This window comes from Marinobacterium aestuarii, assembly GCF_001651805.1.
In the GTDB taxonomy this organism is placed as follows: Bacteria; Pseudomonadota; Gammaproteobacteria; order Pseudomonadales; family Balneatricaceae; genus Marinobacterium_A; species Marinobacterium_A aestuarii.
This window is the reverse complement of sequence record NZ_CP015839.1, coordinates 2,151,779-2,178,758: the sequence shown is the minus strand read 5'-3', so window position 1 is coordinate 2,178,758 and position 26,980 is coordinate 2,151,779. Positions and strand designations below refer to the sequence as shown.

At 59.5% G+C, this 26,980-nt stretch carries 32 protein-coding genes; 14 read left to right on the top strand and 18 right to left on the bottom strand.

Annotation, left to right across the window (positions count from 1 at the left end; genetic code table 11):
- The 7 genes from A8C75_RS09635 to A8C75_RS09605 all read right to left on the bottom strand — a co-directional run bounded on the left by A8C75_RS09635 (nucleotide 1) and on the right by A8C75_RS09605 (nucleotide 3,414).
- Nucleotides 1–207 carry a hypothetical protein gene (locus tag A8C75_RS09635; RefSeq protein WP_067381300.1) on the bottom strand — a complete coding sequence of 69 codons (207 nt, stop codon included), beginning with the start codon at nucleotides 205–207 and terminating at the stop codon, nucleotides 1–3.
- A gap of 156 nt (nucleotides 208–363) precedes the next feature.
- Nucleotides 364–1,356 (bottom strand): Vgb family protein, encoded by a 993-nt coding sequence (locus A8C75_RS09630; RefSeq protein WP_067381297.1) that lies wholly within the window; start codon nucleotides 1,354–1,356, stop codon nucleotides 364–366.
- Between the two features lie 69 nt (nucleotides 1,357–1,425).
- The gene (locus A8C75_RS09625) at nucleotides 1,426–1,893 is read right to left on the bottom strand and encodes a VOC family protein (protein ID WP_067381294.1); all 468 of its coding nucleotides are present in this window, start codon (nucleotides 1,891–1,893) and stop codon (nucleotides 1,426–1,428) included.
- A gap of 95 nt (nucleotides 1,894–1,988) precedes the next feature.
- Nucleotides 1,989–2,234 carry a response regulator transcription factor gene (locus A8C75_RS09620; RefSeq protein ID WP_067381291.1) on the bottom strand — a complete coding sequence of 82 codons (246 nt, stop codon included), beginning with the start codon at nucleotides 2,232–2,234 and terminating at the stop codon, nucleotides 1,989–1,991.
- Between the two features lie 50 nt (nucleotides 2,235–2,284).
- Nucleotides 2,285–2,488: a CsbD family protein gene (locus tag A8C75_RS09615; RefSeq protein WP_067381288.1), complete on the bottom strand. Its 204-nt coding sequence runs from the start codon at nucleotides 2,486–2,488 to the stop codon at nucleotides 2,285–2,287.
- 76 nt (nucleotides 2,489–2,564) lie between these two features.
- Nucleotides 2,565–2,750, bottom strand: coding sequence for a hypothetical protein (locus A8C75_RS09610; RefSeq protein WP_067381286.1), 186 nt, complete (start codon nucleotides 2,748–2,750; stop codon nucleotides 2,565–2,567).
- A 91-nt stretch (nucleotides 2,751–2,841) separates the two neighbouring features.
- The gene (locus tag A8C75_RS09605) at nucleotides 2,842–3,414 is read right to left on the bottom strand and encodes an outer membrane lipoprotein (protein ID WP_067381284.1); all 573 of its coding nucleotides are present in this window, start codon (nucleotides 3,412–3,414) and stop codon (nucleotides 2,842–2,844) included.
- Nucleotides 3,415–3,847: 433 nt separating this feature from the next.
- On the opposite strand from A8C75_RS09605, the gene A8C75_RS09600 reads away from it, so the two are divergent.
- The 3 genes from A8C75_RS09600 (at nucleotide 3,848) to A8C75_RS09590 (ending at nucleotide 5,300) form a co-directional block, all read left to right on the top strand.
- On the top strand, nucleotides 3,848–4,552 hold the full coding sequence (locus A8C75_RS09600; RefSeq protein WP_067381280.1) for a Crp/Fnr family transcriptional regulator: 705 nt from the start codon (nucleotides 3,848–3,850) through the stop codon (nucleotides 4,550–4,552).
- A 215-nt stretch (nucleotides 4,553–4,767) separates the two neighbouring features.
- Nucleotides 4,768–5,079: a BON domain-containing protein gene (locus A8C75_RS09595; RefSeq protein WP_067381277.1), complete on the top strand. Its 312-nt coding sequence runs from the start codon at nucleotides 4,768–4,770 to the stop codon at nucleotides 5,077–5,079.
- A gap of 56 nt (nucleotides 5,080–5,135) precedes the next feature.
- Complete coding sequence (locus A8C75_RS09590) at nucleotides 5,136–5,300, top strand: DUF1328 domain-containing protein (protein ID WP_067381274.1); 165 nt, start codon at nucleotides 5,136–5,138, stop codon at nucleotides 5,298–5,300.
- Nucleotides 5,301–5,503: 203 nt separating this feature from the next.
- Here A8C75_RS09590 and A8C75_RS09585 read toward each other — a convergent pair whose 3' ends face one another.
- Complete coding sequence (locus tag A8C75_RS09585; protein ID WP_067381271.1) at nucleotides 5,504–5,722, bottom strand: glycine zipper 2TM domain-containing protein; 219 nt, start codon at nucleotides 5,720–5,722, stop codon at nucleotides 5,504–5,506.
- A gap of 289 nt (nucleotides 5,723–6,011) precedes the next feature.
- Between A8C75_RS09585 and A8C75_RS09575 the strand changes: the two genes are divergently transcribed.
- The 3 genes from A8C75_RS09575 (at nucleotide 6,012) to ptsP (ending at nucleotide 10,556) form a co-directional block, all read left to right on the top strand.
- Nucleotides 6,012–6,731, top strand: coding sequence for a Crp/Fnr family transcriptional regulator (locus A8C75_RS09575; protein WP_067381266.1), 720 nt, complete (start codon nucleotides 6,012–6,014; stop codon nucleotides 6,729–6,731).
- A gap of 162 nt (nucleotides 6,732–6,893) precedes the next feature.
- On the top strand, nucleotides 6,894–7,952 hold the full coding sequence (locus A8C75_RS09570) for a PA0069 family radical SAM protein (RefSeq protein ID WP_067381263.1): 1,059 nt from the start codon (nucleotides 6,894–6,896) through the stop codon (nucleotides 7,950–7,952).
- A 312-nt stretch (nucleotides 7,953–8,264) separates the two neighbouring features.
- The gene (gene ptsP, locus A8C75_RS09565) at nucleotides 8,265–10,556 is read left to right on the top strand and encodes a phosphoenolpyruvate--protein phosphotransferase (protein WP_067387150.1); all 2,292 of its coding nucleotides are present in this window, start codon (nucleotides 8,265–8,267) and stop codon (nucleotides 10,554–10,556) included.
- On the opposite strand, the gene A8C75_RS09560 is transcribed toward ptsP, so the two are convergent.
- From A8C75_RS09560 to A8C75_RS09550, 3 genes are read right to left on the bottom strand one after another with little or no spacing between them, the layout of a single operon-like run.
- On the bottom strand, nucleotides 10,553–11,449 hold the full coding sequence (locus A8C75_RS09560) for a LysR family transcriptional regulator (RefSeq protein ID WP_067381260.1): 897 nt from the start codon (nucleotides 11,447–11,449) through the stop codon (nucleotides 10,553–10,555). The genes ptsP and A8C75_RS09560 overlap by 4 nt on opposite strands.
- A 34-nt stretch (nucleotides 11,450–11,483) precedes the next feature.
- Nucleotides 11,484–12,344, bottom strand: coding sequence for an SPFH domain-containing protein (locus A8C75_RS09555; RefSeq protein WP_193788192.1), 861 nt, complete (start codon nucleotides 12,342–12,344; stop codon nucleotides 11,484–11,486).
- 27 nt (nucleotides 12,345–12,371) lie between these two features.
- Complete coding sequence (locus A8C75_RS09550) at nucleotides 12,372–12,824, bottom strand: NfeD family protein (RefSeq protein WP_067381257.1); 453 nt, start codon at nucleotides 12,822–12,824, stop codon at nucleotides 12,372–12,374.
- Nucleotides 12,825–13,175: 351 nt separating this feature from the next.
- Between A8C75_RS09550 and A8C75_RS09545 the strand changes: the two genes are divergently transcribed.
- The 3 genes from A8C75_RS09545 (at nucleotide 13,176) to A8C75_RS09535 (ending at nucleotide 15,768) form a co-directional block, all read left to right on the top strand.
- Nucleotides 13,176–13,472: a SemiSWEET transporter gene (locus A8C75_RS09545; RefSeq protein WP_067381254.1), complete on the top strand. Its 297-nt coding sequence runs from the start codon at nucleotides 13,176–13,178 to the stop codon at nucleotides 13,470–13,472.
- Between the two features lie 219 nt (nucleotides 13,473–13,691).
- Nucleotides 13,692–14,108, top strand: a complete 417-nt coding sequence (locus tag A8C75_RS09540; RefSeq protein WP_067381251.1) for a universal stress protein — start codon at nucleotides 13,692–13,694, stop codon at nucleotides 14,106–14,108.
- Nucleotides 14,109–14,154: 46 nt separating this feature from the next.
- Nucleotides 14,155–15,768 (top strand): BCCT family transporter, encoded by a 1,614-nt coding sequence (locus A8C75_RS09535; protein WP_067381248.1) that lies wholly within the window; start codon nucleotides 14,155–14,157, stop codon nucleotides 15,766–15,768.
- A 169-nt stretch (nucleotides 15,769–15,937) separates the two neighbouring features.
- Here A8C75_RS09535 and A8C75_RS09530 read toward each other — a convergent pair whose 3' ends face one another.
- From A8C75_RS09530 to ylqF, 4 genes are all read right to left on the bottom strand, one after another.
- Nucleotides 15,938–17,068, bottom strand: coding sequence for a BaiN/RdsA family NAD(P)/FAD-dependent oxidoreductase (locus A8C75_RS09530; protein WP_067387147.1), 1,131 nt, complete (start codon nucleotides 17,066–17,068; stop codon nucleotides 15,938–15,940).
- Between the two features lie 189 nt (nucleotides 17,069–17,257).
- Entirely contained in the window at nucleotides 17,258–17,509 is a 252-nt protein-coding gene (locus tag A8C75_RS09525) for a CDGSH iron-sulfur domain-containing protein (RefSeq protein WP_067381245.1), read from the bottom strand.
- 211 nt (nucleotides 17,510–17,720) lie between these two features.
- Entirely contained in the window at nucleotides 17,721–18,101 is a 381-nt protein-coding gene (locus A8C75_RS09520) for a hypothetical protein (RefSeq protein WP_067381243.1), read from the bottom strand.
- Nucleotides 18,098–19,006: a ribosome biogenesis GTPase YlqF gene (ylqF, locus tag A8C75_RS09515; RefSeq protein ID WP_067381240.1), complete on the bottom strand. Its 909-nt coding sequence runs from the start codon at nucleotides 19,004–19,006 to the stop codon at nucleotides 18,098–18,100. Before ylqF ends, A8C75_RS09520 begins: the two co-directional genes overlap by 4 nt.
- Nucleotides 19,007–19,153: 147 nt before the next feature.
- Here ylqF and A8C75_RS09510 point away from each other — a divergent pair, with 147 nt between their 5' ends.
- From A8C75_RS09510 to A8C75_RS09500, 3 genes are read left to right on the top strand one after another with little or no spacing between them, the layout of a single operon-like run.
- On the top strand, nucleotides 19,154–20,380 hold the full coding sequence (locus A8C75_RS09510) for an EAL and HDOD domain-containing protein (RefSeq protein ID WP_067381236.1): 1,227 nt from the start codon (nucleotides 19,154–19,156) through the stop codon (nucleotides 20,378–20,380).
- A 53-nt stretch (nucleotides 20,381–20,433) separates the two neighbouring features.
- Entirely contained in the window at nucleotides 20,434–20,862 is a 429-nt protein-coding gene (locus A8C75_RS09505) for a MaoC family dehydratase (RefSeq protein WP_067381233.1), read from the top strand.
- An 11-nt stretch (nucleotides 20,863–20,873) separates the two neighbouring features.
- Entirely contained in the window at nucleotides 20,874–21,419 is a 546-nt protein-coding gene (locus tag A8C75_RS09500) for a hydrolase (protein WP_067381231.1), read from the top strand.
- A gap of 122 nt (nucleotides 21,420–21,541) precedes the next feature.
- Here the strand turns inward: A8C75_RS09500 and dsbD are convergent, their stop codons facing one another.
- Nucleotides 21,542–23,470 carry a protein-disulfide reductase DsbD gene (gene dsbD, locus A8C75_RS09495; RefSeq protein WP_257737042.1) on the bottom strand — a complete coding sequence of 643 codons (1,929 nt, stop codon included), beginning with the start codon at nucleotides 23,468–23,470 and terminating at the stop codon, nucleotides 21,542–21,544.
- A 212-nt stretch (nucleotides 23,471–23,682) separates the two neighbouring features.
- Between dsbD and A8C75_RS09490 the strand changes: the two genes are divergently transcribed.
- Nucleotides 23,683–24,750: a 3-deoxy-7-phosphoheptulonate synthase gene (locus A8C75_RS09490; RefSeq protein WP_067381226.1), complete on the top strand. Its 1,068-nt coding sequence runs from the start codon at nucleotides 23,683–23,685 to the stop codon at nucleotides 24,748–24,750.
- Nucleotides 24,751–25,223: 473 nt separating this feature from the next.
- Here the strand turns inward: A8C75_RS09490 and A8C75_RS23780 are convergent, their stop codons facing one another.
- Both A8C75_RS23780 and A8C75_RS09485 read right to left on the bottom strand, forming a co-directional pair.
- Nucleotides 25,224–25,382, bottom strand: a complete 159-nt coding sequence (locus A8C75_RS23780; protein WP_169822845.1) for a hypothetical protein — start codon at nucleotides 25,380–25,382, stop codon at nucleotides 25,224–25,226.
- Nucleotides 25,383–25,471: 89 nt separating this feature from the next.
- Nucleotides 25,472–26,338, bottom strand: coding sequence for an NAD(P)-dependent oxidoreductase (locus tag A8C75_RS09485; RefSeq protein ID WP_067381223.1), 867 nt, complete (start codon nucleotides 26,336–26,338; stop codon nucleotides 25,472–25,474).
- A gap of 132 nt (nucleotides 26,339–26,470) precedes the next feature.
- Here A8C75_RS09485 and A8C75_RS09480 point away from each other — a divergent pair, with 132 nt between their 5' ends.
- Nucleotides 26,471–26,968: a TlpA disulfide reductase family protein gene (locus tag A8C75_RS09480; protein WP_067381220.1), complete on the top strand. Its 498-nt coding sequence runs from the start codon at nucleotides 26,471–26,473 to the stop codon at nucleotides 26,966–26,968.
- The last annotated feature ends 12 nt before the right edge of the window (nucleotides 26,969–26,980 follow it).

Here is a 26,980-nt window from a genome sequence, read left to right as displayed (position 1 = left end):
TCAATACCCCCACAGGTAGAAGGTGACAACGAGGCCAAGGGTCAGCAGGAAGATAAGGGTATATTCGCCGGAGCCCAGGGCGCCGGCCATATCGCCGTGGGCATCCAGCTCTTCGTAAATGCCGATACGGCGCTCAAGGTCCTGAGCAAACTCCGCTTGCCCGGTGTCGGCGGCAGGGATAGGTCGATCGCTGGTGTGTGTTGCCATCGTTTTCTCCAGGTTTTTATAGTTATCGGAGAGAGGCCTAAAACCCCTCATGCCTGCAGTATGGAAAGCGGGGTTAAGTTGAACAATATCGCGGTATCAATATATACGTTGATAGCGCGTAATGTGTAGCAGCGACTCGCACCGCCCTGAGCTGCGCTAATCGGTACGGATCAGCACTAGCCGGTCGAGACCGGATTCCGGCAGCCAAACCTCACCCGCACGGCCAAGGATCTGCCGCACCATGGCGCCGGGGGCGCTGCCGGGATAAGAGGTAAAGGTTTCAGTTTGCGGGTCGAAACTCAGCACGGCGTTGGCGCCAAAATCGCTGACCCAGATGATATCGCGCTCATCCACATAGACCGCATAGGCCCGTGGCCCCGCGCCCGGCAGCGTCCAGCCAGCCCAGCGGCTATCACGCGGATCAAACCGACTGAGGACGCCGGTATTCCACTCAGCCACCCAGATATGGCCGGTACTGTCTGACCAGACCCTGCGCGCGCCCTGCCCCGCGCGCGGCGACTCGATCAGGATGGCATCACCCGTGCTGCGATCGATACGGGCAATATAACTGCCGGCCAGAGAGGCGTAGTAGATTTCACCGTCGGGCGTTGCCGTAATGCCATAGGGTCCACGCCCCCGCGGAGCATCCCAAACCTGCATTACACCACTGGCAGGATCGAGCCTTCCATAGATTCCGTTCTGGCCGGTAAACCAGAGCAGGCCGTCGCCATCGAAAGCCGCGGTATTCAGGTTGGTTTGGGGCCTTTGTGGCGGCAGCGGGAACACTGTGACCGCCTCGGATGCCGGATCAAAGCGCACTATGGCATTCAGGCCGCCATCGGTGATCCAGGCGGCGCCATCCGGCCCCGCAATCACACCGTGGGGGGCCGAGCCCTGCCCCAGCGACACCTCACGCACCGCCCCGCTTTGCGGCTCCAGAATCCCGAGCACACCGCGGCGCTGGCCGGTATACCAGACCTTGCCATCCGGCGCCGGCGCCACATCGTGGGGCCTTGAGCCCGCCGGTAACTCATAGATCCGCGTGCTATTCCCCTCGCTGATATTGACCCCGGCGCTGTCCGACACCGCGACAGTACTCGCCACGACCAGCAACAGCAGCAGCGTGGCCCACAACACGCTTATGCTCATCTTCTTCAACCGATACATGCTGACCTCCCGCTATTCATGCTCTGTTACTTGAAAGTCTGCCGGCAGAAATCAGCCTTCGTGCTCGAACATCGCCTGGGCGCGCCGGGCGATCTCTTCCTCGCTCAGATCCTCAATATGGGTCGACAGGAACCAGACGTGTCCGTAAGGATCTTTCAGGCTGCCCAGGCGATCGCCGTAGAACTGATCCTTGACCGGATTCAGTACGGTGGCACCGGCGGCAATGGCCTGGGCAAAGCGTGCATCCACATCCTCGACGTACAGATGCAGACCGAAGCTTGAACCGCCCAGGGTGGCCGGGCTCTGAAAACCGGACTCACCGCACTCGTCGGCCAGCATGATATTGCTGTTGCCGATCTGAATTTCCGCGTGGCCGACGCCGCCGTCCGGCATGTTCAGGCGAAAGCGCTCAGTGGCGCCAAAGGCTTTTTTGTAGAATTCGATGGCCTCTGCGGCCCCCTTGATCGCCAGATAAGGCGTTGCCGTATGAAAGCCATCGGGAATGGGTTTAACGCTCATGAGGGGTGCTCCTTTAGCAGCTTGCTGCGATTGTTATTTCACAATCACAGCTTAGTCCTGCACTCGGCACCTGGCACGCGGCGGTGCGCCACAGCTTAACGCTTGAAGCCGCTGCCAGGCTCCCCCAAGAGGCCGTTTTCAAGCGCATAGCGTGTCAGTTCAGCCGCGTTATTAAGATTAAGCTTCTTGCGGATGTTGGCGCGGTGGTTGTCGACCGTGCGCTTGCTGATACTCAGCCGCGCGGCTACCTGGTCGCCAGTGGCCGCCAGCTCAGCCTGGATATGAAAGAGGGTTAACCCCTGGCCGGGAGGGCCCCTGCCCTCCCGCTGCGAACGGCTCACGGCGGGGACTGAAGCGTGGTGCAAAGGTGTGCTGCTGCAACCGATACCGGTTAATCCCTGTTTTGATCTTCAAACCGCCTGATCTGCGCTTCGGCTTCGTCTTTGGATACGCCGTACGCCTCCTGAATCCTGCCCACCAGCGCGTCACGTTTGCCGCCAATCTTGTCGAGGTGATCATCGGTGAGCTTGCCCCACTGCGTTTTCACCTTGCCTTTGAATTGCTTCCAGTTGCCTTCAACGATATCCCAGTTCATAGAGAACAGCTCCTGTTGCGGATCTCAGGGCAGACATCGCCAATCGATGTCTGCGTGTGTAGCAGCACAAGCCAGGTCATTTGTCGCTGGCCGCCTCCTTGATATCTTCGCCGGCCTGTTCAAGCTTATCGCCGGCCTCCTGCATTGCCTTGTCGACCTCCTTGCCGGCCTGCTCTGCCGGTCCTTCCTTCTCACAGCCTGGCAATGCTGCCAGCAACACTGTCGTGAACAACACAGTGCCGAAGGTCTTGAGCCTTTTCATAATCACTACCTCTGGTTGATTCGGTGTACGACAGCTGACCTGCGAACCCTTAACGGGCAACGTCATGTCGCCCTGTCGCCCTGTCGCCCTGTCAGTATCGTTCAATGACGCCATTACTGATTCTTACCCGGTCACCCAGGCGCAGGTCGGGGTTATTGCTCAGCAGCAGCGTTTGAGTGGAACCATTTTCCATGCGCACACGGACGCTGTAGGCATCGGCGGTCTGGGTTTGTTGCCGGTTTTCCAGCTCATGGCCGATATAAGCGCCGCCGGCCGCCCCTATGAGCGTCGCCGCCGTGTTGCCGCGACCGGACCCCACCTGGTTTCCGACCACACCCCCGACAACGGCACCGGCGATAGTGCCTATACCCACACCGCCACCACTGTTGGCACCGCTCTCCTGTCGTACGAGTTCGATGGATTGCACGACACCGTAACCCGAATAAATGGTCTGATTGCGGTTAGCATAATCGGATTCCCTGTAGCCGGACTCCCGGTAGTCAGGTGATCTGTAGTCGGGTGTACCGTAGGATCTGCTGTCGGATGTGTCGTAAGCGGATCTGTTGTCGGATCTGCCATAGACGGAACTGTTGGACGGGCTGTTCATGGTTTCACAACCGCCCAGCATCAGCACCGTCAGCAGCAATCCATAGATTAATTTCATGACGAGTCTCCTGCCTAACGTGTAGAGGGTACGAGCCCTGAGTGCCACCCGATCGAGGATTCATGCCCAGGCACGGCGCGCATGACGCCGACGGCAGCGGTCAATCCGGTTGCCTGTGTCGATCGTCAGGACCATCATCGCCCACTTTCGGCAGGGGCATCTGTACGCTAGCGCTCATAGGCGTGCAGCGGATAAACGGGCCTCGAAGACCCCGTCGCCGGCGCCTCCGACAGGCCCTGCCCGTTCACAGCCATAATCCTGAACGCACGGAGCAGCAGAAGTGCTATGTGCGCTAGCGTCCAGACAGTCTCCCGCTTTGGCTTCAAGCTTCAGTGGACGCTTCAGCGTCAGGGGGCGCTATCGGTGTTGCCTATCGACTGCAACCGATACCGCTTGCTGTATTTTCCACATCAGGAAAATCATTGTGCCCATTATGCAACCTGTCCCTGCCATCAATCGACTGATCGCGGCCTTGCCAGCCCCGGAACAACAGCGCTTTCTCGCTCGTTGCGAGCCGGTAACGCTGAGCTTCGGCGAGGTTCTGGCGACACCTGACGCCCCCCTGCTTTATGTCTACTTTCCGACAGAAAGCTTCATTTCCCTGACGACCACACTAAACGGGTCCACCCTCCTGGGGGTCATGCTGGTCGGGGATGAAGGCATGCTGGGCATCTCGCTGGTACTGGGCCTGAACCTGTCCTGTCTGCACGCCAGCGTACTGGCGCCTGGCCAGGCGCTGCGCATGGAGACCGCGCAGTTTTGCCGCGAACTCGAACTCAGCGCGGCATGGCGCCGTCTGCTGCAACGCTATCTCTATGTGATGATGGGCCAACTGGCGCAGACCGCGGCCTGCAACCGCTTCCATCTGCTGGAGGCACGCCTTGCCCGCTGGCTGCTGATGGCACAGGATCGGGCGCACTCGGACTGCTTTCATGTCACCCATGAATTCCTGGCCCGGATTCTGGGCGTACGTCGTGTCGGTATCACCAAGGCGGCCAGCAGGCTGCAAAAACGCAAATTGATCCGCTACCACCGCGGCGATATCCGGATTCTTGATCGCAACGGCCTGGAGGCGTCCGCCTGTAGCTGTTTTGGTAGCGACAATTCGCTTTACAGCCGGATCATGCAAGCGTCGTGATAGCCATTGGGCCTGGTCCTTGGTCGCCGCCATGCGCTACGGGCTTGGCGGTCGGGACGCTAAAGAAACGATGCAATGTGCGCTTGCGCACAGACGCAGGCTTCGAAGTAAACGACTATCGGAACCATGACGGGGGCGCGTACGCCTGTACCTGCTGCTCGCCACTGCAGTCGAAAGCTAACCCGACTGCCCCCTGACTATCGGAGTACTCAACCATGCCATTACTGAAACGTTTTCCCGCCTTCTTCCTGGTTGCCATGCTGGCCCTGCTCGTGGGCTGCGCATCCAGCGCGCAACAGGAAGGAACCGGTGAGTATATCGACGACACTGTCATCACCACCAAAGTGAAGGCGGCAATATTCAACGAACCCACACTGAAATCCATTGAGATCAACGTCGAGACCTTCAAGGGCGTGGTGCAACTGAGCGGTTTCGTCAGTTCACACGCCGATAGCCACAGGGCGGTCGAGCTGGCTCGTCACGTCGAGGGCGTTAGGTCGGTCAAAAACGACATGCGGATCAAATGACGGCAGCCTGACTGCCGGTTAACAGTCTGGCCCGCTAACCGAGGAGCGAAAAACAGATGCTGTATTATGCCGTGGTATTTTTCATTGTTGCCCTTGCCGCCGGGGTACTGGGATTCACCGGGATCGCCGCCGGCGCCGTTGAAATTGCCAAAATTCTGTTCCTGGTTTTTATCGTACTCTTCGTTATCTCGCTGGCCCTGGGCCTGAAACGGCGTCGATAAAGCTAGGTCCTCGATACAAGGCCACAAGCGCCAAGACCCAAAAAACCGGTGCCCTTTACCAGGGAACCGGTTTTTTTTGTGCCTAAGGTGCTCGGGCTGCACGGCAGCACGACCCTGCGTAAAAAACCACGCCCGCTCAAAACGGCGGGCGCGGCAATCCTCAAGTGAACAAGACGATGCGGGCTAACGTAAGCGGACCCGTCCTATTTGGTATCGATTTCGTGGCCAATGACGCCGCCGACTGCGGCACCACCCACGGTACCTATAGTGCTGCCGCCGGTCAGTACAGCACCGCCGACGGCGCCGACGCCGGCACCTATGGCGGTATTGGTATCCTGCTGCGACATGCCGGAACACGCCGCCAGACCAAGAAACATAACTGCGACCAGGGCGCAACGTGCAATATTGTGTAGCGTTTTCATGGAATGACCTCTTTCAGTGGCTGTACCGGACAGACCGTGAAGGCTTCCACGACCCCATTACCAGGGCAGTTTCCAATTCCAACGTCGATCCTTGACTCCATCATGTCGCGGATACTATAAAAGTTCTGTACGCTAACGCTCATAGTGCGTATTGCCTCGACCACTGCGGTCGCAATCGGCTGCCGGGCCAGGCCGAACTTTCTATAATAGTAGTACGTCAAGCATCGAATAAGCCCTGTCAACCAGGGGGACTTCGTGCGTGGCGTATGACCGGGACAGGAGATCGACCGTGCCGCCCCTTCATGACCCTCTCGAAAATCACCTGCTCGCCGCCCTGTCGGCGGATGAATATGCCCGCATCAGTCCACACCTGGAAAGAGTCCCGCTGCCGCTGGGTCACGTGCTCTACGAGTCCGGCCACGAGCTGCGCCATGTGTATTTCCCGACCGACTCCATCGTCTCCCTGCTCTACGTCATGCTCAATGGCGCTTCGGCCGAAGTCGCCGTGGTCGGCAACGAGGGCATCATCGGCATTGCCCTGTTCATGGGCGGCGAAACCATGCCCAACCGTGCCGTCGTCCAGAGCGCCGGCCACGCCTACCGGCTGCCGGGACAACTGCTGAAGCAGGCGTTCCAGGATTCGATCGCGCTGCAGCATCTGCTACTGCGCTACACCCAGGCACTGCTGACCCAAATGGCACAGACGGCGGTGTGCAACCGGCACCACTCGCTTGACCAGCAACTCTGCCGCTGGTTGCTGCTGAGCCGTGACCGACTGCCGTCGGACGAGCTACTGATGACGCAGGAACTGATCGCCAATATGCTCGGCGTACGCCGCGAGGGCGTCACCGAGGCCGCCGGAAAACTGCAGGCGGCCGATCTGATCCGCTACCAGCGCGGCCACATCAGCATCCTGGACCGGGCCGGGCTGGAAGCCAGGGCCTGCGAATGCTACGGGGTGGTCAAGCACGAGTACGACCGCCTGCTGCCGGAAATTGCCGTTACATAATCCGGCACCCTGCGCAGCAGGCCGAACGCCTTGAATGGCATGCAGGTCTGCGCCATCTCCCTCCCTATCCATTTATGCCCTGCTGAACTGCGCAACAGAGATTCGCCTCCCCGACAAAATGCTGTATATTTAAACAGTACTAATTCGCAGCAGTAGTCCGCAATGTCCAATCCCCTCAAGGGCCGCGGCGCCCTCTCCAATCCCGCCAACCGCTTCGCGCCGACCCGCAGTGACATCGATCCTGTTGAGGATGGCGAAATGCCGGCGCGCATCACGACCGTGCAAATCAACGAAAGACCGAAGACGATTATCAGTCGCAACAAGTCACCCGACGTGCCTTTCGAACAGTCAATCAACCCCTACCGCGGCTGTGAGCATGGTTGTATTTACTGCTTCGCACGCCCGAGCCACGCTTACTGGGATCTCTCACCCGGGCTCGACTTTGAGACCCATATCATCGTCAAGGAGGGCGCGGCCGAACGGCTGGAACAGGAACTGCGGGCGAAGAATTACCGCTGCAGACCCATCACCCTGGGGGCCAACACCGACCCCTACCAGCCGCTGGAACAGCACAGGCGCATCACCCGCGACCTGCTGGAGGTGCTGGCGCGCTTTCGTCACCCCTTTAGCATCATCACCAAGGGCGCTCTGATCACCCGCGACCTGGACCTGCTCGCCGACATGGCTGCCCAGCAGCTGTGTTCGGTAATGATCAGCATGACCACCCTGGACCCACAGCTCAAGCGCACGCTGGAACCCCGCGCCGCCGGCCCCCAGACGAGGCTTCACGCCATCCGCGCACTGACCGACGCCGGTGTGCCGGTCGGTGTGCTGCTGGCGCCACTGATCCCCATGATCAATGACCGCGAACTGGAAGCCATGCTCGAAGCCAGCGCAGCAGCCGGCGCACGCTGTGCAGGTTACGTCTTTATTCGCCTGCCACGGGAGGTTGAAGGCCTGTTCCGGGAATGGCTCGACTGCCATTATCCGGAGCGCGCCGAACACGTCATGAGCCTGATTCAGCAAAGCCGAAACGGCGCCGCCTACGACAGCCGCTTTGGCAGCCGGATGCGCGGCCAGGGCTTGTTCGCCGAGATGATCGCCCAGCGTTTTCGACTGGCCAGCAACAAGTTCGGTCTGCGCGCAGATCGCAGATCCCCGCTGCGCACCGACCTGTTCTGCGTACCGCCCCAGGCGGGAGATCAGCTGTCACTGCTGTGACCGGCCCTGCCGTGACGAACACTTCGCGTCAGCGACCAGACAGGGCCTCGCTATACCGCCTTTATTCTGTAAATCCCCCTTTTCCGACAATGACAAGACCCTGCTGGCCCTATAAAGTGATTGCCATACAGTAGCCTGGCCGCATGGGGCGCACCTGTGTGGTTGCGCCAGGCTCCTGATTCTCCAGAAGGAGCAATCATGTCGAACAAGACGCCACCGCGAAACGCCCTCGATGCTGGTGCAGATGCCAGCCATCACTCAGAAAAAAAGCCCCCGCCCCCCCAGACGACCCCACGCAAAAGCGCCAGTTCAGTGAAGAAACTGACCGAACTGCACCAGATCATCCAGCAGGTCAGCCAGGCGGAATCACTGGAATCGGCGTTGCAGGCCATTGTCGCCGGCGTGCGCAATACCCTGCACACCGATGCCTGCTCGGTGTACCTGAGCGACCAGGCCCACAGCCACTATGTGCTCATGGCCAGCGAAGGGCTGAACGCCCAGGGCGCAGGCAAGCTGCACTTACGTCACAGCACCGGCCTCGTGGGCTGGGTCGCCGAACGGCAGGAAGCGGTGAATGTGCGCAACGCACCGGCTCATCCACGTTACTGCCAGCTGCAAGGTACCGATGAGGAGGCTTACCACGGTTTCCTCGGTGTACCTATTATTCACCGCCAGCAACTGCTGGGCGTGCTGGTTGCACAGCAGTGTGCACAGAACCGCTTCAAAAAATCCGAGCAGGCGTTTCTCTCGACTCTGGCGACACAGCTGGCCGGCAGCATTGCGCTCTCCCTCAGCCAGAATGCGTTGCAGGGCAGCACCCAGGTCCAGAGCAACAGTCCAAGCCAGTACGAAGGCGGTGCCGGCGCGCCAGGCATCGCCATGGGTACCGGCGTGCTGGTGTTTTCAACGCTGGACCTCGATCAGGTACCGGACCGCACGGCTGAGGACAGCGAGGCCGAAGTTGCGGCGTTGCAGGCAGCCGTCGATGGCGTGGCGGCGGATTTCGAGCTGCTGGCCGAACGCCTGGAGCCGGGTCTCAGCGCAGAAGACCGGGCGCTGTTTCGCGCCTATGCGCTGATTGCCCGCAGCCAGGAGCTGTTCGACGCCACTGTACATCGCATTCGCCAGGGTAACTGGGCACCCGGGGCGCTGCGTGAAAGCATTCTGGAGCATGTGCGGCTGTTTGAAGCCATGGACGACCCCTACCTGCGCGAGCGGGCCCACGATATCCGTGATATAGGCCACCGCCTGCTGGCCAGACTGCTGCCCAGTGACGCTTCCTGCGAAACAGACTACCCGCCCCACACCATTCTTATTGGCGAGAATCTGAGCCCGGTGGATCTTGCCGCCGTGCCGACCGAACGGCTGGCCGGCGTAGTATCAGGACACGGCTCTAGCCTCTCGCACCTGGCGATCCTGGCCCGCTCCATGGGAGTACCCGCCATCATGGGCATCACCGGTGACGTCGAGCTCGGCAAACTCGATGGCACACGCCTGATCGTGGACGGCTACCAGGGGCGACTCTACCTGAACCCCGGCGAATCCCTGCAGAAGGACTGCAGACGCGTGCAGCGCCAGGAGAAAAAGCTGTCACAGGAGCTGCAGAGCCTGCGGGATCTGCCCGCCGAAACCCTGGATGGCGTGCGCCTGCCGCTCTATACCAACGCAGGGCTGCTATCGGACCTGAGCCATTCGCTGTCCCGGGGATCCGAGGGCATCGGGCTCTATCGCACCGAGTTTCCCTTTATGGTGCGCGACAGCTTCCCCACCGAAGACGAACAGTACCTGCTCTACCGCCAGGTGCTGGAGGCCTTCCACCCCCGCCCGGTGACACTGCGCACCCTGGATATCGGCGGCGACAAGGCGCTGACCTATTTCCCGGTACAGGAAGCCAATCCTTACCTGGGCTGGCGTGGCATTCGTATCTCGCTGGACAACCCCGATATATTCCTCACGCAGATTCGCGCCATGCTCAAGGCCAACGCTGGCCTGGGCAACCTGCGTTTGCTGCTGCCGATGATCAGCCGTGTCGAGGATCTGGATGAAGCCATAGTACTGATCAACGGCGCCTGCCATGAGTTACAGAACCAGCAGGACCATATAGTGCTACCACCGCTGGGTGTCATGATCGAGGTACCCGCCGCCGTCTACCAGGCCGAGGAACTGGCCCGGCGGGTGGAATTTCTCTGTATCGGCACCAATGACCTGACCCAGTACCTGCTGGCGGTGGATCGCAACAACGAACGCGTAGCGCGCTGGTTTGATGCGCTGCATCCTGCGGTCATACGGGCGCTGATTCAGGTAACAGATGCCGCCAGGCTGCATGGCAAGCCGGTCTGTGTCTGCGGAGAAGCCGCGGGGGATCCCGCCGTCGCACTGCTGTTACTGGGGCTGGGGGTTGAAAGTCTGAGCCTGAGCTCGGGGGATCTGCCGCGCATCAAATGGGTAATCCGCTCCTTCAGCCGCCAGCAGGGCCAGGAACTGCTCCGCCTGGCACTGGCGCAGGAACAGGCCACCAGCATTAGAGCCATGCTGCTGCAGGCGCTGAATGCGGCGGGCCTCGGTGCCCTGGTGCATCCGGGTAATGATATTCCAGTGGCTTAACGGCTCGGGGTGCTGGCGCCCGCACTGGTGAGGGAATCGATCAGCCAGCGAAAGGCCTGACCCGGTGCCCGATCACGGCTCCAGATCAGATCCACCCCGGTCTGGATATCCACCTGCTGAAACGCCAGCGGCAGCTGCCTGACCTCCTGCCGGTCCAGCGCATTTTGCACGAAATGGCGTGGCAGATAGGCCCAGCCAAAGCCTTCTCGCACCAGCGCCAGAATGCCGTACTGGCTTTCCACCCGCCAGTTGCGCCCACCCCTAAGTTCGGGCTGGCGGCTGAAGTGCATCGACCTTGTGGTCGCCATGAGCTGGCGGTACTGCTCCAGATCCGCCAGACGCACGCTGTCCAGCACCGCCAATGGATGGGAGGGGCCGGCCAGGGCTATGACGTCCACATGACCAATACCCTTGAAATGAAAGTCGCGGGGATAAAATTCCTGCTCGAACATCACCCCCAGATCGACCCGGCCGCTGCTGACCAGCTCAGCGACATCGCTGCTGGTTGGGTTCAACAACTCCAGCTCCAGATGGGGGAATCTCTGTTCGAACCCCTTGAGCGTCTGCACCAGAGATTCCAGCGGAATGGCCGCATCGACCGCCAGTGTCAGGCGAGACTCAAGCCCCTGACTCAGGGCCGCTGCACTGCTGCGCATCTCGTTACAGCGGTGCAGAATGGCCTCGGCGTCCGCCAGCAACGCCTGTCCCTGCGGGGTAAGAACCGGGCTGCGAGCACTGCGATCGAACAGTGCCACACCGCAGTCGATCTCCAGGTGGTTCACCGCCACGCTGACCACCGACTGCGCCTTGCGCAGATGCCGCGCCGCCGCCGAGAACGACCCCTCCTGGGCCGTGGCCACAAAGGCCTGCAGCTGCTCGATACTGAACCCCATCCTGCTTCGCGCCTCGCCGTTCAATTAGCCGTGTTTATTTGCTAAAGCCACCCATGATGCCACGCACCGCCGCCGGGATATCCCCTGGCAAAATAATGGTCTTGGCATTGTCAGAGCTGGCCAGGTCTTTCATCGCATCGATATAGCGCTCGCCCAGCAGGTACATCACCGGCAGTTCGTTACCCTGAATCGCCGCGGTAACCTTCTCGATGGCGGTCTGGCTCGCCTGGGCCAGTACCACCTGAGCCTCGGCATCGCGACGGGACGCTTCGAGGCGGCCTTCGGCTTCAAGAATGGCCGCCGCCTTTTCACCGCCGGCCCGGGTCACAGTCGCGCGACGGCCACGTTCCGCAGCGGCCTGCTCTTCCATCGCATGCTGCATGGTATCTGACGGATTGATGTCCTGAATTTCAACGGTCTTGAGGGTGATGCCCCAGTCGGCGATATCGTCGGAGATGGCACCCTTGAGCTTGGCCTTGATGGAATCGCGGTTAGACAAGGCATCATCCAGATCCATTTCCCCGATGATCGAACGCAACGAGGTCTGCACAAGATTCTGGATGGCAAAGCGGTAATCTTCCACACCGTAGACTGCCTTTTCCGGCGAGACGATATTGATGTAGGCCACGGCATTGGCAATGATCACGGCGTTATCCCGCGTAATCACTTCCTGCGACGGAATATCCAGCACTATATCCTTGGTGGTCACCTTGTAGGCCACGGCATCTATATAGGGAAAAATGATATTGAGGCCAGGCCCCAGTGTCTTGTGGTATTTGCCCAAACGCTGCACCACGGACTTGCTGCCCTGGGGGACTGTTTTAACCCCCAATGCCACGGTAACAATAACCAGCACCAGAAAAATCCCGGCCAATACGATTCCATCAATAAACATAAGCACTACTCCTTCAGACCTTAAGACTTAACGTTTTTCCACAATCAGGGTATTACCCGACACATCCTTGACGTGCACCCGGTCTCCCAGAGCCACCTCTCTGTCGCAGATGAAATCCCATTCATCATCCCCCAGCAGCGGCGTCGTAAAGCGCACCACACCGCGCCCGCCGGGCTGCGGCACCTTGATCACCTGGCCGCTTTCACCACTGATCGCCTCGCGAGCAATGCCCGCCTTGGTACGATCCACCATCAGCGGCTTGAAAAAGCGGAACCAGAGCACTGCGAACAGACTCGACGACAGGGCCCAGACCACCAGCTGCCAGCTGAACGCAAAGTCCGGAACCAGCCAGAGAATGGCTGCCACTATCACGGCGCCAAGACCAAACCAGAAGATGGTGAAACTGGGGATAAATACCTCCGCCATCACCAGCAACATGCCAAAGGCCAGCCAGTGCCAGTCCTGTATTACAAACTCCATATTTCGAACTCCATTGCTCGCTGCCATAACCTGCTGCAAAGCAAGGTAACCCAAAAGCCGCAAGCACGACAGCCTGACGGCCAAAAAGCCCTTCTCGATCAGTCGTTTTGATCCCACTTCGCCGGTTTGGTAACCACTGAATAAATATAATCAATGTGCATCACTTATATCACTTGATCACCGGCGCTTTGCTTCCTAGAATGCCGCCTATATGCAACCGTGACTCACCTTCTGCGCTCGCAGCCATACAGATCACGACACCATAGCCAACTTACCCCTTAATATTGATGACAGTGGTTACGCCAGACGTGACACAGCTGTGCTATTGGACATGACGCCGAGGGCTTTCCCATGGATAACACAACATTGATCGGCATGATTGCCGCCGTTTGCACCACCGCCGCCTTCGTGCCGCAGGTACTGCAAATTCTGAAAAGCGGCAATGTCGACGGCATTTCCGTGGCCATGTACTCGATCCTGACCTTCGGCGTTGCCATGTGGCTGGTCTACGGCATTATTTTGCAGGATCTGCCGATGTTTCTGGCCAACCTGGTGACCTTCCTGCTGTCGTCCTCCGTACTGGCACTGACACTGCGCAAGCGTTTTCAGAATCGCCGCAACCTGGGCGGCGCCGTCCCCCACATTTGAACCACGCCGAGTGGCCGCGGCCCCATGGCCGCCGGCAATCTTGATAAAAAGTCGGCCTGCGCCGGCTTTTCTGCATTCAAGGCCGCAAAACGCTGGCCGAATCCGCCCCCTACCCACTGTTTTTAGAAAAACTCCCCTTATTGTTCAAGCATCTGCAATAATTGTCTGTGTAACTCACTCTCGAAAAGTGTCACCTGCCACCCAAAGGGAGAAAACCGCATGTACAGTCACATAATGGTGCCGGTGGATCTGGCCCATGCCGAGCAACTTCAAAAAGCACTGCAAAGTGCTGCCGATCTGGCCAGGCTCTACCACGCCTCTGTCTGCTATGTCGGCGTTACCGCCAGTGCGCCTAGCAGCGTTGCCCATACGCCTGAAGAGTTTGCCGCCAAGATGGAGCAGTTCAGCCAGACCCAGGCCGCCAAACATCAACTGCCCAACGTCAGCAGTGCCACCTACACCAGCCATGATCCCACTGCGGATCTGGACGACACCCTGATGCGCGCCGCCAGCGAGACAGGCGCCGATCTGGTGATCATGGCATCCCATGTGCCCGGCCTGCTGGAACATGTGTTTGCATCCAACGCCGGTTACTTCGCGTCTTTTTCCAAGGTGTCTGTGCTCGTTGTGCGCTGAGTTAAACCCAAGAAACGAATAAATCATCAGTCTACAAGGGAGACACATGACTGAACCTGCCGATATAACCCCCGATGGGGATTCCAATCTGATTGAGACCGACTATGAGATTGGTCAGGACAATATCAATACCCAGATAGGGCCCTTCAATCTTGATGTGCACAACCCGGTCTTTCTGATCTCTGGCCTGAGCATCGTCGCCTTTGTTTTTCTGACCCTCGCCTTTCAGGACAGTGCCGGGCCTATGTTCAATGCCATGCGCGTCTGGCTGACCTCCACCTTCGACTGGTTCTTTATTGCCTCGGCCAACGTCTTTGTGTTGCTCTGTCTGGTCCTGGTGGTATCACCCCTGGGCCGCGTGCGCCTGGGTGGTACCGATGCCACACCGGATTATTCCTACAGCGGCTGGTTTGCCATGCTGTTCGCCGCTGGCATGGGCATCGGTCTGATGTTCTACGGCGTGTCGGAGCCCCTGTCGCACTATGCATCCTCCGTTGCCGACAACGCAGGTTCACCCGACAGCTGGGCACCTCTGGCCGGTGCTGCGGGTGATTCTGAAGCTGCCAGGCGCTTAGGCATGGCTGCCACCATCTTCCACTGGGCGCTACATCCCTGGGCGATCTACGCCATAGTCGCGCTGGCACTGGCATTGTTTTCCTACAACAAGGGCCTGCCGCTGACCATGCGTTCGATCTTCTACCCGATTTTCGGCGAGCGCATCTGGGGCTGGACCGGCCATATCATCGATATTCTGGCGGTGTTCGCCACCCTCTTCGGCCTGGCAACCTCACTGGGTTTCGGTGCCGAGCAGGCCAGTGCCGGGCTCGAGTTCCTGTTCGGATTGCCGGCCACGGAGACCACCAAGGTATTTCTGATCATCGGCATCACCGGCATTGCGTTATTGTCGGTGGTGGCCGGGCTTGATGCCGGCGTCAAGCGGCTGTCTGAAATCAACATGGTACTGGCGGTGCTGCTGTTGCTCTTCGTGGTCATCGTTGGCCCGACCGTCGCCATCCTCAGCGGCTTCTTCCATAACCTGGTGGCCTATGTGCAGAACCTGCCGGCGCTGTCCAACCCCGTTGGGCGTACCGACGCCAACTTCAGCCAGGGCTGGACCGCCTTCTACTGGGCCTGGTGGATTTCCTGGTCGCCTTTTGTCGGCATGTTTATCGCCCGTGTGTCCCGTGGCCGTACCGTGCGCGAATTCATCACCTGCGTGCTGCTGATCCCCTCCCTTGTGTGCGTGTTCTGGATGACTGCATTCGGTGGCACCGCCATCAGCCAGCTGGTCAATGATGGTGTCCAGGCTGTCGCCAGTGCGCCGCTGGAACTGCAGCTATTCTCCATGCTGGCGGAACTGCCGCTGACCGAGATCACCTCCTTCTTGGGGATAGTGCTGGTGATCGTGTTCTTCGTCACCTCATCGGACTCCGGTTCCCTGGTGATTGACACCATTACCGCCGGCGGCAAGATAGATGCGCCCACTCCGCAACGGATATTCTGGTGCGTGTTTGAAGGCCTGGTGGCCATCGCCCTGCTGCTCGGTGGCGGCCTGGGCGCCTTGCAGGCCATGTCGGTCTCAACCGGCTTCCCGTTCACCATTGTGCTTCTGCTAGCCTGTGTGGCCATCGTCAAGGGACTGATGAGCGAACCGCGCTAAACTCCGGTATCCACAAGACCAAAAGGCCCCATCAGGGGCCTTTTTTATATCTGAACTACATCGTCATGGTGGCGTGGCGCTGCAGCTTCAGTCCTGACGCCACCGCTGTCATCGGAGCTGCTGGCACCCTATCTGACCCCATAAGACCACAGGTTGAGGGCGGTGCTGTTCAGACATACTGCCCGGCGGCATCGCCGCAGGCCCAGGCAAACTGAAAGTTGTGGCCACCCAGATGACCGGTGACATCCAGGCACTCGCCGACAAAGTACAGCCCTGGGGCCTTTTTCGCCTCGAAGGTCTTGGATGAAACCTCGTCAGTGTCGATGCCGCCGCGGGTCACTTCCGCCGTGCGATAACCTTCGGTGCCGGCGGGCTTGATGACCCAGCGATGAAAGGCCTCGGCCACGGCGGCCAGCTGCGGACCATCGAAGCGGTTGATGGGGCCCTCGAAGGACCAGAGATCACAGAAGGTCTGCACCACCCGCTTGTGCATCTGCTGGCAGAGCAAGGTGCGAATATCCGCTTTGGACCGACTCTCCCGCTGCTCACCCAGCCATTGCAGCAGGTCAAGTTCCGGGAAAAGATCAATCTCCACCTCGGCGCCCGGATCCCAGTAAGACGAGATCTGCAATATCGCCGGACCACTGAGGCCACGGTGGGTAAACAGCAGATTTTCCACAAAGGCGGTCTCGCCAATACGGGCACGAATGCGGTGCGACACGCCGGACAGCGGCTTGAATACTTCCAGATCCTTGGGTTGCAGCGTAAAGGGCACCAGCGCGGCCTGCAGCGGCAAGACACTGAGGCCAAACTGCTTCGCCGTTTCATAGGCAAAGGGAGTAGCACCGCCATTGGGTATCGACAGGCCGCCGGTGGCAATCACTAGCGACTGGCATTGCCAGATGCCAGCGGAGGTCTTGACGCGGTAACCATCGGCGACCTTGTCGATGCGATAGATCGAGCTATCGGTACGCACATCCACCCCGGCCCAGTCACACTCAGTCAGCAGCAGCTGCAGTATTTCCTTGCTGGAAACATCACAGAATAACTGCCCTAGCGTCTTTTCGTGGTAATCAATACCGTGGCGCTCCACCAGCTCGATAAAGCGCGACGCCGGATAACGGCTCAGCGCCGATTTGCAGAAATGCGCATTGGCCGACAGGTAATTGGCCGGACTGTTATGCAGATTGGTGAAGTTGCAGCGCCCGCCGCCGGACATGAGTATCTTGCGGCCGATCTTGTTGCTGTGCTCGAGCAGCAGTACCGAACGGCCCCGGTAACCGGCCGTGGCGGCACACATGAGACCTGCGGCGCCGGCACCGATGATGATGACATCGCGGGAGAAATCCTGGGAATGCAAGGAGCTTACCTGGCTGTATTGGAAAGGCGCGTATGCTAGCACAAAGTACCTACCACAACCGCACCCAGGTGGCGTCAGAGCATTCGTTAAGCGCAGGCCTCCCAGCAAGGCTATGGCGTATAAACAGTGTCAGGGGGAAGGTTTTTTGTGACTGGAATCACAGAGCGGCGGGGTGCCGGTTTGCTTGCACAGACAGAGCCAGACCCCGCCCGTGCGCTCAGCCACAAATACCACCGGATCGATACCGGTGCCCTGATGGGAGCCGTCACACCAGGGCTGGCTTGCGGAGCGCCCGCAGGCACACCAGGTATAGGTCTCACCCTGGGTGAGTTCGACCTTTACCGGCCCGTTGCCGGCGCGGTGAATCGGTGAGTGGGACATACTGCTGGTCTCCGCTTGTCGCAATGACCTAAAGCTAGCAGCCTGTCGGACTTAACGCTAATCGACTCGGCTCGGGCATCCCAGCCCTAGCTCCTGCATCCATGCAGTCGTGCGGAAAAACCGGCGGCAGTCCACCGAGGTGAACGCCAACCGAGACCTGCGCACAGGCAGCCTGACGAAACGGCACCCTGGAACAGGTGCCGACTGGGCGTCAGTCTTTTGTGCCCGGCACCGTCTGCTCTGCGGACTCTGCAGCGGTATCGGCGACTGACTCTGCTGCAGTGTCTACGGCAGCCTCTGCAGCGGCATCCGCTTGCGGCACTTCAGCCGCGCTCTTTTCACGGTTCAGCCGGCGGATTTTTTCCGCCAGACGGCCACCGCGCGGTTGCTGCTGCGCACGCAAACGCGCTTCGAGCTCTTCCTTTTCAAGCTGTTTTTCGTACACGGACTTCTGCTGCTTGCGCTTGTCCAGCGACTTGCGCTTGCGGCTTTCGTAACTGCCGGGATCAGCCAGCTTTTCACTGCGCCTTGGCGCACTGTCGCCCCACTCGATACGGTTGGCATCGGAGCGTTTCTTCTTTAAACGTGTCATGTTGGATCCTGCTGTTGCTCGTCTAGCGCCGCCAACCGTTCGGCTTCTTCCAAAGCGGCCTGGCGTCGTTTCTCATCCCATTCAGCGACGGTCTCGAAACTGACTCGTCCGAGTTTGCCGCTACGTAATTCCATTAACAGTATTTCAGATGCCTTGTGCCGATCGACGATGCCGCCCGGCCTGAGACATCCTCGCTTGCGCCCTATCTGGTCGAGCAACTCATCGCCAATGTCGGCCAGAGTCGTCAGGCGGTATCGCTCCATCAGCCGCTGCGGGTACGACACCAGCATAAAGCCGGCGGTAAACAGCGCTATATCTTCCAGCTCAATGGCGGTATCACGGATGGCACCACTGGCGGCCAGACGGTAACCGGAATCCCGATCGGCTATTTTCGGCCAGAGGATACCCGGTGTGTCCGACAACGCCATGCCCTGCATCATGAAACGCTGCTGGTGACGCGTTACCGCCGGTGTATTGCCGACCTTGGCAATGCGCTTGCCCAGCAGTGCGTTGATCAGGGTGGACTTGCCGACGTTCGGAATCCCCATGATCATGGCCCGTACCGGCCGCCCCTGGGCCACGCGGGACGGTACCAGCTGCTTGCACAGCTCCGGCAGGCGCTTGATCAGCTTGCGGTTCTCGGTATCCAGCGCCAGCGCCTGCACCCCGTCCATGGCATTGAAGAACTCCAGCCACTGGGCCGTCACGTCCGGGTCGGCAAGATCGGACTTGTTCAGCAACTTGATAACAGGTTTGCCCTTGCGCAGTGAATCCACCAGCGGATTCTCGCTCGATTGGGGCAGGCGGGCATCCAGCACCTCGATCACCACATCGATCTCGTCCATGGTCTTGGCGATCTCTTTGCGTGCCTTGTGCATGTGCCCTGGAAACCAATTAATGCTCATCTTTACCCTGCCCTGTTCGAAGGCCGCCTATTATAGCCTTGTGGCGCCAAAGCGATACTCCCGTGGCCCTATCAACCCTATCGGTAAACGCCTATTTGCGTATACACTTCTGGGTTGTAACTCGAGAACAGGGAGAATGGCGGGAAAATGGACAGAACTCCTGATGACCAGTGTCTGCTTGTAGCCCGTCAGCCGATCTTCGATCAGCATCAAAAGGTCGTGGCCTATGAGTTGCTGTACCGGCCCGATGATGAAGGCACCGGCGCTACACGACTCGAAGGATCTGCCCCCAACGGCGAAATCATCCTCAACATCTATACCAGCATTTCCGATGCAGGCTCCGTGCGGCGGGTACCTGCCTTCGTACCGGTCAGCCGCGAACTGCTGCTGTCCGGTTATTTTCCCGACTTGCCCAGCAAGCAGGTGGTTATCGAGCTGCAGCCCGGCACTGAACCGGATCAGGATTATGAGCGCGCGGCGCTTAAACTGGTAAAAGACGGCTATCGTCTGGCGCTGTGCAATTTTAACTACAGCCCCAAACACGACAACCTGCTGCGGGCCGCCCAGATCGTCAAGCTGGACGTGCGCCTGTTCGGCGAAGATCAGCTGGATCAGCAAATGAGCCTGATGGCGCCTTTCAAGGTGGCCTTTCTCGGCGAGGGCATCGACAGTTTCGAGCAGCTCGAGCGCTGCATCGACATGGGCTTCAAGCTTTATCAGGGCGGTTTTCTCAGCAAACCCAAGCTGGTGCAGGAGCGCCGCGTCAGCGCCCAGCAGTTCACCCTGCTACAACTGATACAGGAACTGCAAAAGCCTGCCACCACGCCGTCCAAGCTCGAAGCCCTGATCATTCGCGACCCGGTACTGACCTTCAAGCTGCTGCGCATCGTCAACTCCGCCGCCTACGCCCTGGTACGCAAGGTGGAGTCCGTCGCCCAGGCGGTGGTACTGTTGGGTCTGGAGCAGGTAAAAAAGTGGGCCACGCTGATTTCCATGTCCGCCAACAAGGACAAGCCCGAAGAACTCTCCCGGGTGCTGCTGATTCGCGGGCGCATGTGTGAACTGGTGGCCATTACCCAAAACCTGCCCTCGCCCACCAGCTACTTTATGGCCGGCATGATGTCGGGCCTGCACGCCATGCTGGATATCCAGCAGGAATCCATGCTGGCCCAGGTACCGCTCGGAGATGACGTCAAAACCGCCATCCGCGGCGGCGAAGGCCCCATCGGCGACGTACTGAAAAATGTAATCAACTATGAAAACGGTGACTGGGACCGCCTGCCGGTAGACTTCAACAGCGCCGCATACGACTGGGCCTACCGCGCCAGCCTGCAGTGGGCGCAGGAATCCATGCAGGCAATGCACGAAGACTGACAGGTTTCATCCACCCCGCCACCTCGCACAGAATTTATCGACGGAGAAACAGCATGAGCCAGGCCCACGGCCTCTTTTTGGAAGATCTGGAAATAGGCCAGAGCGAATCGGTCTTCAAGACCGTCAGCGATCAGGATATCCGCCTCTTTGCCGAAATCACCGGCGATACCAATCCGGTTCATCTGGATGAAGAATTCGCCGCAAACACCCCGTTCAAGAGCCGCATCGCCCACGGCATGTTCAGCGCAGGACTGATATCCGCCGTGCTGGGCACACACTTGCCGGGCCCAGGTGCAATCTACCTGGATCAGAGCCTGAAGTTCCGCTTGCCAATTTACCTCGGCGACGAAGTCGAAACCCGCGTCACCGTCACCGATATCAATTTGCGCCGCGGCCGTGTCACCCTCAGCACCGAGTGTTTTGTCGCGGGCAAACGTGTCACCCAGGGCGAAGCCGTGGTGATGGTCGACAAGAAGCCCTGAGGACAACCGCCATGCTGATCCATCCCGACAAGTCGCTGCTGCTGGTAATAGACGTCCAGGAAAAACTGCTGCCCGCGGTTGAAGCACCGCAGCAACTGCTGGACAACTGTCGCTGGCTGCTGGAGATCGCCGCTCAGCTCAAGGTACCGGTACTGGGCACCGAGCAATATCCCCAGGGCATTGGCCATACACACCCGCATCTGGGCGAGCTGATCCCCAGCGAGGCCATGCTGGAGAAAACCCATTTTTCCTGCATGTCGGAGCCGGCCTGCGACGCCGGGATCAACGCTGTTGCGCGCGAACAGGTGGTGGTGATCGGTATTGAAGCCCATGTCTGCGTACTGCAAAGCGCCATCGAACTGCGCCTGCAGGGTCGCGACGTCTTTGTGGTTGCCGACTGCATTGCATCGCGCAACCCACAGGACAAGGCGTTTGCCATCGAACGCATGCGCCAGCTGGGCGTCCATATAGTGAGTCGGGAAATGGTGGCGTTCGAATGGATGCGCAAGGCCGGCACCGACAGCTTTCGCCATATCAGCCGCACTTACTTGCGCTAGATTACTTGCGCTAAATTACTTGCGCTAAATCGCGACGCTAAAAGTCTGTTCTAAATCACTGCAGCAGATACTAAAACGCGCCCCCCAGGTGCGCGTTTTACGTTTGAGCTTTACTGCATAGACTAGCCTGGCACACGGGCGACATGGCGCACAAAGTCATCGGCCGCCATCACACCCACCACCGTCAGCTGCGGCAGCAAGGTGCCATCGGCGCCATAGAACAGCAATGCCGGCGGACCTATAACGCCATACTCCCGATTCAGCACCTTGGCCGCTTCGTCATTGGCCGTCACATCCACCTTGATCAGCTGATAGCCGGACAGCGCCTGGCGCACGCCATCGTCATTGAAGGTCACATACTCCAACTCATAGCAGGACACGCACCACTCGGCAAAGAAATCCAGCATGACCGGCTGGCCATTGCGCCGTGCCTGTTCCAGCAAGGGCTCCAGTTGCGCCATGGACGTGACCTTCTGAAACGGCAGTGCCTGGGCCGCAACGGACTGGCCACCAGACAGTCCCTGCAACGGATACACCAGGCTGCGACTGCCAGCAAAGAGCCCCACCATCAGTGCTACACCGTACACCAGTAACACCAGCCCGACGCCCTTCCAGAGGCGGTGCCAGCCGCCATTCACATCGGGCAAACGATCCAGTGCATTCATGTAGACCGCCGAGACCACCAGCACAATCGCCGTCAGTGCCATGGTTAGCTGATCGGCAATGATGCGGTCCAGCATCCAGATGGCCATCAGCAGCAACAGCACACCAAAACCTGCCTTGACCGACACCATCCAGGCTCCGGCACGGGGCAGCAGCTTGCCCGCCGAAGCACCAATCAGCAGCAGCGGAACGCCCATGCCAAGACTGAGGGAGAAGAGCCCGAGGCCGCCGAGCACCGGGTCACCGGTCTGGCCGATATAGATCAGGGCACCGGCCAGGGGCGCCGCCATGCAGGGACCGACAATCAGCGCCGACAGCAGTCCCATGAACGCGACACCGCGCAGACTGCCGGGCTTGCCACGGCTGCTCGCCCGGGTCAGCCGACTCTGCCAGCTGGCCGGCAGCTGCAGTTCGTAAAAGCCGAACATCGACAGCGCCAGCAGCACGAAGATGCCGGCAAAGATGGATACGATCCAGGGATTCTGGAAGCCCGCCTGAATATTGGCGCCAAACAGACCCGCCAGCACCCCCGCCAGGGTATAGGTGGCGGCAACCGCCAGTACGTACACCAGCGACAGACTGAAGGCGCGCCCCGTGGTCATGCGCGCACCATGGCCGGCAATGATGCTGGAAATAATGGGAATCATCGGAAAGACGCAGGGCGTGAACGCCAGCGCCAGTCCGGCAAGGAAGAAGGCCCCCAGCGTAACCGTGAGACTGGCGTTTCGCAGCAGGTTGGCAAACCGGTCCTGCTCGCTGACGGGCCCATCCAGAGCGGCCGTAGTTGTGACAGCGCTCGTTGCATAACTCCTTGTCGCAGGGGCAGCAACGGCCTGGGTGACAGACGGTACAGCTGCAGTTGCTGTAGTTGCATCGACTTCGGCATTGGCGCTGCTATCAGCAGCCAGTACGGCGATCGCCGCCACCTCTATATCCTGGGTCACGGGCGGATAACAGATCCCCCCCTCCCAGCAGCCCTGATAGGTCACCGCCAGGGTATCGTCGGTGCCAGCACCGGTCAGGCTTGCCAGCTGCAAATCGACCTCGGCAAACTCGTGATAGACCCACACCTTGCCAAACAGCGGATCGTTTTTCTCCAGTGCCGGCGCATTAATACGCTGCACCACCTCAGAGCGCTGCGTGGTACTGCTGAATGCCATGCGATCGCGGTACAGATAGTAGTCCTGCGCTATGGTCCAGAGCAGCTTGACCCGACCATCCCCCAGGGGCTCAACGTCCAGCCTGAAAGCTTCATCGACCTGCAGGGGACCATCAGCCGCAGCAAAGGGATTTTTGTCAAACAGACCCGCCTGTGCCGCAAAGGCAAGCGGCAATAGCAGCATGAACCCAAGACAGCGACGTACTAATACAGAGAAATAACAGTGCACGGGATTCCAGTTTCCACAGATTGATCGAAATGGCAGCCAATAGACCACGCAGACGCCTATGAGTTCGCTATCAACAGCTTAGCGCTGAGCACTATTGTATCACCGGCCCGGAACAGGGGCCTGTTTGGGCTTATAACCGCCTGACTTATGTGTTAAAAAGATTCGCTAAGATGTAATAAAGAAGCAGCACACCACTGCTGCAGGGAAAGGGCATGACTGATATCCGCGTAGAAGACCTGAATATTGACTCCCACTCAGTGCTCATCACACCCGATGCACTGAAACAGAAGCTGCCGATCAGCGATGCCGCGGCCGAAACCGTAATGGAAGGCCGCAAGGTCATCCGTGACATCCTCGACAAAAAGGATCATCGCCTCTTTGTTGTTATCGGCCCCTGCTCCATCCACGATCCGGTCGCGGCCATCGAGTATGGCCAGCGCCTCAAGGCACTGGCCGAGCAGGTCAAGGACAGTCTCTATCTGGTCATGCGCGTCTATTTTGAAAAGCCCCGCACCACCGTGGGCTGGAAAGGCCTGATCAACGACCCGCACATGGATGACTCCTTCGACATCGAGGAAGGCCTGCACATTGCGCGCAAACTGCTGCTGGATCTGTCGGAAATGGGCCTGCCACTGGCCACCGAAGCTCTGGACCCGATTTCGCCGCAGTACATGCAGGATCTGATTGCCTGGTCCGCCATTGGCGCCCGTACCACCGAATCCCAGACACACCGCGAAATGTCTTCGGGCCTCTCCTGTGCCGTGGGCTTCAAGAACGGCACCGATGGCGGCCTGGCCGTCGCTATCAACGCCCTGCAGTCCGTCAGCCACCCGCACAATTTCCTGGGCATCAACCCCAGCGGTGAAGTCTCCATCATTCGCACCAAGGGCAACCAGTACGGCCACGTAGTGCTGCGCGGCGGCAACGGCAAGCCCAACTATGACTCGGTCAACGTGACCCTGTGCGAACAGGCTCTGGAAAAAAACAGCCTGGCCCGCAACATCATGGTGGACTGCAGCCACGCCAACTCCAACAAGGACCCGGCCCTGCAGCCCCTGGTGGCCGAGAACGTCGCCAATCAGATTCTGGAGGGCAACAAGTCTCTCGTCGGCCTGATGATCGAGTCGAACCTGGGCTGGGGCAGCCAGTCCATTCCGGCGAATCTGAGTGAGCTCAAGTACGGCGTGTCCGTGACCGATGCCTGCATCGATTGGGACACCACCGAAAAGAGCATTCTCAAGATGCACGCCCAGCTCAAGGATGTCCTGCCCAAGCGCTAAACGCATATCCCGGCTCATATCCCAGGCGCCGCCCTGGGGTAAGGCCTGAGATACGATCCTTAAGCAGCGCTGGCCCGAAATTCCTTTCGGGCCAGCGCTCTACTCCGCAATTGCGGCGTTATAGAGCCCCGCCCTTTCGCCCCTGTCTTTACGCAACAGCTGCCTGCTATCTGTTAGAGCGCACCACAACAGCGTCGCCACGTCGCGTGCATACACTGCCATGCAGGACGCAAAAACGCGTTCGGTACTTCGCCGGACAATCAGGTGCACTTCTGCACAGACGCTAAAACGCTAAAAAGACAAAGCCGGCAACCGCCTGGTACTGCTTTGGGGCAGTCAGACACAGGGCGCTGAAATAGAACAGAACAGAACAGAAAGTGGAATGCGGAGAATCAGACAGCAGAAAATACAGGCAGCTCGGGGAGCTTGCCCAACCTGCAGAACCCAGGCCGGGCAACAACAGATGGCAGCTCTTACTTGGTCTGGGCGTTGCCAGCCATGGCCGCAGCCTCATCTCGAGCGATGTTCTTGCGCAGGAAATTGATACCTACAACAACAAAAGCCACGCAGCCCGCAATGATCAGAACGCTAGGAGCAAAGGAAACCAGGCTGTATTTGTCGATCAGGGTCATGGAGCTAAACCTCATAATAGTCTGTTTTTTGTACAAATCTGGCGCGAATTATAAGGAAAGCGCCGGATAAGTCCAGCGCCAACGGCACCTTAATCCTGCTCCAGACGTTTCACCAGGCTACAGGTGTCCCAGCGCCCGCCCCCCATCGCCTGAACATCGCCGTAAAACTGATCCAGCAAGGCGGTTAACGGCAAGCGGGCGCCGTTGTTGCGCGCCTCGTCGAGGGTAATGCCCAGATCCTTGCGCATCCAGTCGACCGCAAAGCCAAAGTCGAACTCGCCGTCGAGCATGGCTTCATGGCGGTTATCCATCTGCCAGGATCCCGCGGCGCCATGACGAATGACGTCAAACACCGCACGCCCGTCCAGCCCCGAGCGCTTGGCAAAGTGCACCGCCTCCGCCAGTCCCTGCACGGCACCTGCAACGCAGATCTGATTGACCATCTTGGCCAGCTGTCCGCTACCGGCAGCACCGAGCAGGCGAATCGACTTGCCATAGGCCGCCATCACCGCCTCCACCTGGGCGAAGGCATCAGCAGCCCCACCGCACATGATGCTGAGCTGGCCATTCTGGGCTCCGGCCTGACCGCCGGACACGGGCGCATCAATAAAGTGAAAACCCTGTGCCTGCGCCGCCAGATCCAGTTCACGGGCAACATCCGCCGATGCCGTGGTGTGATCCACCAGCAAGGCGCCGGCTTTCATGCCGCAAAACGCGCCCTGCTCCCCCACAACCACCTGGCGCAGGTCAGCATCATTGCCCACACAGCTAAAAACGATATCGGCACCGGCCGCGGCCTGGGCCGGGGTATCGGCCAGGGTGCCACCGTACTCTTCGACCCACTGCTGCGCCTTGGCCCGGGTGCGGTTATACACACAGACGTCGTGGTCAGCTTTTTGCAGATGGCCTGCCATGGGGTACCCCATGGTACCCAATCCCAGAAATGCCAGTTTCATGTCATATCCTATGCACTGTTTGCGGGCCCCTGTTATGCCATATTTCGACCCCGCCTGACCAGCCAGGCAGCGACGGTGACGCCGCGTGGCTGGCCTGCTAAGCTGGCCCCACCGGACACAGAGGATGTTGCCATGAAGTCGATCCTGCTGGGCCTCGCCCTTGCCGCTGAAATTGCCATTAGCAGCCTGACGCCCGCCAGCGCGGCCGAATCGGTATACGAACTGAGCTTTGCCGATCTGCAGCGCAACCCTGCGCCACTGGAGCAATACCACGGCAAGCTGCTGCTGCTGAATTTCTGGGCCACCTGGTGCCCACCCTGCATCCGCGAAATGCCTTCCATGACACGGTTACAACAGCACTTCGACAGCACTGATCTGGCGGTGGTCGCGGTGAACGTCGGTGAAAGTCCCGAGGCGATAGCCAACTTCAGGCAGCAGCTGGATACACCGCTGGCCTTTGAGATACTGCTGGATGAGTCGGGCAGCGCCTTTCAGGAACTGGGCATTCCCGGACTGCCGATGAGCTACCTGTATGATCGAGAGGGCACGCTGCTGGAAACCGTAACCGGCGGCCACGAATGGGACTCGCCGGAGCGCATTGCGCAGATCAAAGCCTGGCTGAAGCCATGAAGCGGGCGCCAC